Annotated in this window: 8 protein-coding genes; 5 read left to right on the plus strand and 3 right to left on the minus strand. The window is 71.1% G+C overall.

The features are described from left to right. A partial coding sequence (gene xseA, locus VJR25_RS00460; RefSeq protein WP_324111396.1) for an exodeoxyribonuclease VII large subunit occupies positions 1–1,179 on the minus strand: 1,179 nt, incomplete at its 3' end. Between the two features lie 66 nt (positions 1,180–1,245). Here xseA and VJR25_RS00465 point away from each other — a divergent pair. From VJR25_RS00465 to VJR25_RS00475, 3 genes are read left to right on the plus strand one after another with little or no spacing between them, the layout of a single operon-like run. Continuing rightward, on the plus strand, positions 1,246–2,280 hold the full coding sequence (locus VJR25_RS00465; RefSeq protein ID WP_324111410.1) for a 4-hydroxy-3-methylbut-2-enyl diphosphate reductase: 1,035 nt from the start codon (positions 1,246–1,248) through the stop codon (positions 2,278–2,280). Further along, the gene (locus VJR25_RS00470; protein WP_324111398.1) at positions 2,277–2,819 is read left to right on the plus strand and encodes a DUF6264 family protein; all 543 of its coding nucleotides are present in this window, start codon (positions 2,277–2,279) and stop codon (positions 2,817–2,819) included. The genes VJR25_RS00465 and VJR25_RS00470 overlap by 4 nt, the downstream gene beginning before the upstream one ends. 27 nt (positions 2,820–2,846) lie before the next feature. After that, complete coding sequence (locus VJR25_RS00475; protein WP_324111400.1) at positions 2,847–3,398, plus strand: MOSC domain-containing protein; 552 nt, start codon at positions 2,847–2,849, stop codon at positions 3,396–3,398. A 61-nt stretch (positions 3,399–3,459) separates the two neighbouring features. Here VJR25_RS00475 and fbaA read toward each other — a convergent pair whose 3' ends face one another. Further along, the gene (gene fbaA / locus VJR25_RS00480) at positions 3,460–4,491 is read right to left on the minus strand and encodes a class II fructose-bisphosphate aldolase (RefSeq protein WP_324111401.1); all 1,032 of its coding nucleotides are present in this window, start codon (positions 4,489–4,491) and stop codon (positions 3,460–3,462) included. 202 nt (positions 4,492–4,693) lie between these two features. On the opposite strand from fbaA, the gene glpX reads away from it, so the two are divergent. Together glpX and VJR25_RS00490 are read left to right on the plus strand one after the other, a co-directional pair. Next, the gene (gene glpX / locus VJR25_RS00485) at positions 4,694–5,680 is read left to right on the plus strand and encodes a class II fructose-bisphosphatase (protein WP_324111404.1); all 987 of its coding nucleotides are present in this window, start codon (positions 4,694–4,696) and stop codon (positions 5,678–5,680) included. A gap of 78 nt (positions 5,681–5,758) precedes the next feature. Next, positions 5,759–6,007 carry a UDP-N-acetylmuramyl pentapeptide phosphotransferase gene (locus VJR25_RS00490; RefSeq protein WP_324111406.1) on the plus strand — a complete coding sequence of 83 codons (249 nt, stop codon included), beginning with the start codon at positions 5,759–5,761 and terminating at the stop codon, positions 6,005–6,007. Here the strand turns inward: VJR25_RS00490 and VJR25_RS00495 are convergent. Continuing rightward, a partial coding sequence (locus tag VJR25_RS00495) for a DNA recombination protein RmuC (protein WP_324111408.1) occupies positions 5,960–7,009 on the minus strand: 1,050 nt, incomplete at its 5' end. The two genes, VJR25_RS00490 and VJR25_RS00495, sit on opposite strands and share 48 nt — an antisense overlap.

Genomic DNA, 7,009 nt, shown 5'->3' on the forward strand with positions numbered 1-7,009 from the left:
CAGGGCGGTGCCGGCGGGAGCCTGGGCGGCATCCCGCACGATCGTGCCGTCTGCGAGGTGCGCGATCGCGTACCCGCGCGCGAGAGTGGCGCCCGGCGCCAGGACCCGCAGCGTGGCACGCAGCTCGCCGAGCCGGCGCGCCCCGGCCTCGATGCGCCGGTCGGTGCCGTCCCGCCCGCGATCCATGAGCAGCTGCACCTCCTGCGCGCGCGACGCGATCATGGTCTCCGGGGCCCGCAGGGCCGGGCGGGAGCGCACGTGCTCCAGCCGCTCCTGATCGTGGCGGACCCGCTGGGAGAGCACCCGCAGCATCCGGGCGCGGCAGTCGGCGACGAGGGCGCGCTGTTCGGCCACGTCCGGCACGACGCGCTTCGCCGCGTCGGTCGGCGTCGATGCGCGCAGGTCGGCGACGTCGTCGAGGAGGGGGTGGTCGTTCTCGTGTCCGATGGCGCTCACGACGGGCGTGGATGCCGCGGCGACTGCGCGCAGGAGCCGCTCGTCGCTGAATCCGAGCAGCGTCTGCGGGTCGCCGCCGCCGCGCGCGATGATGATGACGTCGACCTCGGGATCGGCGTCGAGGATCTTCAGCGCGGCGAGGGTCTCCGGTACGCACCGGTCGCCCTGCACCGCGGCATGCACGGTGCGGAAGCGCACCTGCGGCCAGCGCAGCTCGGCGTTGCGGTGCACGTCCCGCTCGGCATCCGACTTCTCGCCCGTGATCAGCCCGATGCAGTGCGGCAGGAACGGCAGCCGCTTGCGGCGGGCCGCGTCGAACAGCCCCTCGGACCGCAGACGGGCGCGGAGGCGCTCGAGCTTCTCGAGCTGCTCGCCGAGGCCGACGTGGCGGTAGCTCGACACCGTGAAGCCGAAGTCGCCGGTCTTGACGAAGTAGTCGGCCTTGACGCACAGCACGACGTGGTCGCCGACCTTGAGGTCCGTGCCGAGGCGCCGGCGCGTGGTCGCCCAGACGCGGAAGCCGATGTGCGCATCGGCGGTCGCGTCCTTCAGCCGGCCGAAGACGTGGCCGCCCCGGACGTTCCACGAGGTGACCTCTCCCTCGACCCACACCGAGCCCCATCGCTCGATGAATCCGTGGATGGATTCGTTCAGACGCGTGACCGACGTGGGGGAGTCCGCCGTGGAGTCGCGGGGCGCGACGGTGGCTGCGGGCGTCGTCATCGGGGCCTTTCTGACCGGGCGCGGAAGGGCGCACCGTAGAATCGGAGGGTGACCGTTCAGCTGTCGATGCCCCGTGTCCCGCAGGTGCGCGGGCGGCTCAAGGATATCCCGGTGGATGCCCCCAAGCGGGTTCTGCTGGCGTCGCCGCGCGGCTACTGCGCGGGGGTGGACCGAGCCGTCGTGGCCGTCGAGAAGGCGCTCGAGCGCTACGGCTCCCCGGTCTACGTGCGCAAGCAGATCGTGCACAACATCCATGTCGTCACCGAGCTGGAGGCCCAGGGCGCCATCTTCGTCGACGAGGTCGACGAGGTGCCGGAGGGCTCGCACGTCGTCTTCAGCGCGCACGGCGTCGCGCCGACGGTCGTCACCGCGGCATCCGATCGCGGTCTGCACGCGATCGACGCCACGTGCCCGCTCGTGACCAAGGTGCACCGTGAGGCGGTGCGGTTCGCGCGCGACGACTTCGAGATCCTGCTGATCGGTCACACCGGCCATGAAGAGGTCGAAGGGACGGCGGGCGAGGCGCCGGAGCACGTGACGGTGGTCAACTCGCCGGAAGAGGCCGACACGGTCGAGGTGCGCGACCCGTCCAAGGTCGTCTGGCTGTCGCAGACCACGCTCTCCGTCGACGAGACCATGGAGACGGTGCGGCGGCTGCGCGAGCGGTTCCCGGAGCTGCACGATCCGCCCTCGGACGACATCTGCTACGCGACGCAGAACCGCCAGGTGGCCATCAAGAAGGTCGCACGGGACGCCGACCTCGTGATCGTCGTCGGCTCGGCGAACTCGTCCAACAGCGTGCGCCTCGTCGAGGTCGCGCTCGAGCACGGCGCCAAGGCCGCCCACCGCGTGGACTACGCCGGCGAAGTGCGGCAGGAGTGGCTGGACGGGGTCGGCACGGTCGGCGTCACGAGCGGTGCCTCGGTGCCGGAGGTGCTCGTGCAGGAGGTGCTCGAGGCGCTGTCCGACGCGGGCTACCGGGACGTCGAACAGGTGCGCACGGCGGAGGAGGACCTCATGTTCTCGCTGCCGAAGGAGCTGCGTCAGGATGCCTCAGGACACCGGGACGACCGGGCCCTGGGTGGGCGGGGTCGCGCGTGACGGAGCAGAACGGCGAGCAGCAGCGCCCGCGCCCGCAGTTCGGGGAGTACGCCACCCCCGAGCAGCAGCGCGCACACATCCGTCAGCCGATGCCGGAGCCGCCCGTTCCGCACCCTGACCAGCTGCTGTCGGCGTCACCGGCATCCCCCGGCGCCTCCCCGATGCAGCCGCGGGCGGTGGATCGCCTCGCGACGATCATGCTCCTCGGATTCGGCGTGGTGTACGTCGTGCTCCAGCTGCCGCAGTACTTCGACTTCGCCGCACTCGCCGGCGAGATGATGAAGACGCTCGGCATCGCGGGGACGTTCACGAACGTCACCGCGGGGCGGATCTGGGGCGTCGTGGCGGCCTTCCTGCTGGTGCTGGGCTACCTGCTCACGCTGCTTCTGGCGCTGCGGCGACTGCGCCTCGGCAAGGTCACATGGTGGCTGCCGCTCGTGGGCGCCGTCCTGACCTACATCGTGGTCGGCATCTGCGTCGCCGTCCCGGTGATGGGCGACCCGGCCGTGGCGAGCTACCTGCAGCAGAGCGCGGGCTGAGCCGTCCACGGCGGATAGGGTGGCGGGATGTCGCATCTCCTCGCCGTCTGCGCCGTCCGTGAGCTGCACCCCGATGCCGGATCCGTCGGCGTCACCGCGATCGACAAGGCGCCGGTCGACGGCCCCGTGCGCGTCGGGCGGTACGGGGTGTACGCCGACGTCCAGGCCGACCGCAAGCACCATGGCGGCCTCGATCAGGCGGTCTACGCGTACGCGGACGAGGATGCCGCGTTCTGGGCCGCCGAGCTCGGTCGCGGCGTGCCGGCCGGCTGGTTCGGCGAGAACCTGCGCGTGGCCGGAGTCGACGTCAGCAACGCCCGCATCGGCGAGATCTGGCGGATCGGGTCGTCGGTGGAGCTGCAGGTCACGCTGCCGCGCACGCCCTGCCAGACCTTCGCGCGCTGGGTGGGCGGGGACGACGAGCACGGCTGGGTGAAGCGCTTCTCCCGCGAGCGCCGGCTCGGCGCATACCTGCGCGTGCTCCGCACCGGCCGTGTCGAAGCGGGAGACGAGATCGTCGTGATCCCGGCGGACGCGGGCGCGCCGACGATCCTCGACGTGTTCGTGGCGCCCGCCTGAGTCGTCGCAGACGAAGAGGATGCCGCGACCGGTTCGGCCGCGGCATCCTCTTCGCGATACGTCAGATGCTCAGCGAGTTGCCGTGCGAGCCGAGCTGCTGCGTCGCCTCGACGACGCGCACGGCCATGGCGGACTCGGCGACCTTGCCCCACGCCCGCGGGTCGTAGGCCTTCTTGTTGCCCACCTCGCCGTCGACCTTGAGCACGCCGTCGTAGTTCTGGAACATGAACCCGGCGACCGAGCGGGTGAACGCGTACTGCGTGTCGGTGTCGATGTTCATCTTGACCACGCCGTTCGCGACGGCGGTGGCGATCTCCTCGTCGGACGAGCCGGAGCCGCCGTGGAAGACGAGATCGAGCGGCTTCGGGCCGGTGCCGAACTGGGCTGCGATGCCCTCCTGGATCTCGCCGAGGAGTTCCGGACGCAGCTTGACGTTGCCCGGCTTGTAGACGCCGTGCACGTTGCCGAAGGTGAGCGCGGCGATCCAGCGGCCGTTCTCGCCGAGACCGAGGGCTTCGACGGCCTTCGCCACGTCACCGGTGGTGGTGTAGAGGGCGTCGTTCGTGCCCTCGTGCTTGACGCCGTCCTCTTCGCCGCCGACGACGCCGATCTCGACCTCGAGGATGGCGTTGATGTTCTTCATGCGCGGCAGGAGCTCCTGCGCGATCTCGATGTTCTCGGCGAGCGGCACAGCCGAGCCGTCCCACATGTGCGACTGGAAGATCGGGTTGCGCCCGGCACGGACCTCCTCCTCGGAGGCCTCGATGAGCGGCAGCACGAAGTCGGCGAGGGCCGGCTTGGGGCAGTGGTCGGTGTGCACGGCGACCGTGATCGGGTAGTTCTTCGCGACCTCGGTGACGTACCGCGCCATCGCGAGCGCGCCGGTGGCGCGGCCCTTGATGGTGTGGCCGGCGAAGTAGTCCGCCCCTCCCGTGGTGACCTGCAGGATGCCGTCGGATCCGGCCTCGGTCAGGCCCTGGAGGACGGAGTTGATGGTCTGGGAGCTCGAGACGTTGATCGCGGGGTAGGCGAAGCCGCCTGCCTTCGCGCGGTCGAGCATCTCGGCGTACTGATCGGGGGTGGCGACGGGCATTGTCCTCGGCTCCTTGGCAGGTTCAGCGGGGAGGGTTCGACAGGAGCCGCAGCACCCGTGGCGCCGGGACATCCTCCGCCCACTCTAGCGGGCCGGGCGCGGGGCCGCCGGGGCGGGGTACCGCGGTAAAGATCGCGAAACGATCCGTCCGGAAACGAGCCGGCCGCCGGTGGGGGAGACCGCCGCTCGCTAGGCTGGGTGCATGGTGAGCCTGACTTCCGACATGAGCCCGTTGCACCCCGACCGCAACCTCGCGCTGGAGCTCGTCCGCGCGACGGAGGCGGCCGCGATCCGGGCGACGCCGTTCGTGGGACGGGGTCAGAAGGAGGTCGCCGACGGCGCCGCGGTCGATGCGATGCGGGCATTCCTCACGACGGTCAACTTCGACGGCACCATCGTGATCGGCGAGGGCGAGAAGGACGAAGCGCCCATGCTGTTCAACGGCGAGCGTGTCGGAAACGGCCAGGGCCCGCAGTGCGACATCGCCGTGGACCCGATCGACGGCACGAGCCTCACGGCCGCGGGCCGCAACAACGCGATCTCGGTTCTCGCCGTCTCGGATCGCGGGACGATGCTCGATGCGTCCAGCGTGTTCTACATGGACAAGCTCGTCACCGGCCCGGCCGGCGTCGGCGTGGTCGACATCCGCCTCCCGATCGGGGAGAACATCCGCCTGCTCGCCAAGGCCCTCGGCAAGCCCGTGTCGGAGATGGTCGTGTCGGTGCTGCACCGGCCGCGTCACGAGAAGCTGATCGAGGACATCCGCGAGGCCGGCGCCGGCACCCGCCTGCTCAGCGACGGCGACGTCGCCGGCGGCATCAATTCGGCGCGCCACGACGGACGCACCGACATGTGCGTCGGCATCGGCGGCAGCCCCGAGGGCATCGTCACGGCGTGCGCCATCAAGGCGCTGGGCGGTCACATCCAGGGCATCCTCGCCCCGCGCAACGACGACGAACGGCAGCGCGGCATCGACGCCGGCCTGCAGCTGGACACGGTGTACGAAGCGGATGACCTCGTCCGGGGCGACAACACGATCTTCGTGGCGACCGGTGTGACCGAGGGTCAGCTCGTGCGCGGCGTGCGCCGCCACGGGGAGTACATCTTCACCGAGAGCGTCGTGCTGCGCGGAAGGTCCGGCACGCTGCGCCGGATCTCGTCGGAGCACCTCGTCTCGAAGTGGCTCTGATCTGCGCGCCTTTCACGATCCGTGCAGGCAGCGCTGTCACAATCGTTCGAGGGCCGCGAGAGGTCGCAGGAGGATGACATGACGCAGCAGCAGGCTGACAGTACGCCGCGCACCGGCGCACAGGCCGTCATCGCCGACGCGCTCGCCCGGCGGAGCAGCGCCACCCCGCCGCCTGCGCCCGTCGACCCGTCGCGGCGTCCCGATGTGCTCTTCCGCGTCCGCCGGGCGCCCAACGAGCAGGCGAGCGCCTGGTGGATGGTGGGCGCGTTCCTCGCCGTCTCAGCCGCGGCCGTTCTGCTGCTGAACTTCATCCCCGGCGGCCACTGAACCCTCCGCCGCGTCGTCGGCGATGCGCTCCCGCAGCTCGCCCACTTCGGCGCGCGCCGGCCGGACGCCGTCGTCGAGGTCGGCCAGCAGTTCCGGGGCCGTCAGCCGACGTGCCTGCTTCTCGATCGGCCGAGGCGCGGCCATCGCGTCGATGCCGGTCTCATCGATGCCGGGGAACCGGCGCGCGGTGGTGAGCACGCGGGATTCGAGCGACCCGACGAACCCGTTGTAGGTGTCCACGGTGCGCTCGATCGCACGGCGCATCTTGTCGGCGTGGTCGGCGAGCCCGCCGAGGCGCCGGTAGAGCTCGGTGCCGAGATCGAACAGCTCGCGCGCCTGCGACGAGACGTCCTGCTGCGTCCACGTGTAGGCCACCGTCTTCAGAACTGCCCAGAGGTTCACCGGGGAGGCGAGTGCCACGCGCTTGCCGAAGGCGTAGTCGAGCAGCGACGGATCCTCTTCGAGCGCGGCGGCGAGCAGCGACTCGCTGGGGATGAAGCAGATGACGAACTCGGGGCTGGAGGACAGCCCGAGCCAGTACGTCTTGCGGGCGAGCGCGTCGATGTGCGCACGCACCGCCTTCACGTGACGGGCGAGGAGCTCGCGCCGCCGCTGCAGGTCTGCACCCTGGGCGGTCAGCGGGATGGCGCTCGCCTCCAGATAGGCGTCCAGCGGCGCTTTGGCATCCACGGCCAGCGCCTTGTCGCCGGGGAGCCGGATGATCATGTCCGGGCGGCCGGCACCGGCATCGGAGGTCACGGACGCCTGCAGGTCGAAATCGACGTACCGGGTGAGGCCCGCGGCCTCGACCACACGGCGCAGCTGCGTCTCGCCCCAGACGCCGCGCGTCGCGCCGGACCGCAGCGCCCCGGCCAGGGACTCCGTCGTGGCACGCAGCGCATCGCCCGCCTCCTGCTGGGCGCGCAGCTGCTCGGCCAGCGCACCGTACTGCTGGTGGCGATCGCGCTCGAGGTCGACGACCTTGCTCTGCATCGCGTCCAG

Origin of the sequence: Microbacterium sp. (assembly GCF_035277845.1) — a bacterium.
Taxonomy (GTDB): Bacteria; Actinomycetota; Actinomycetes; order Actinomycetales; family Microbacteriaceae; genus Microbacterium.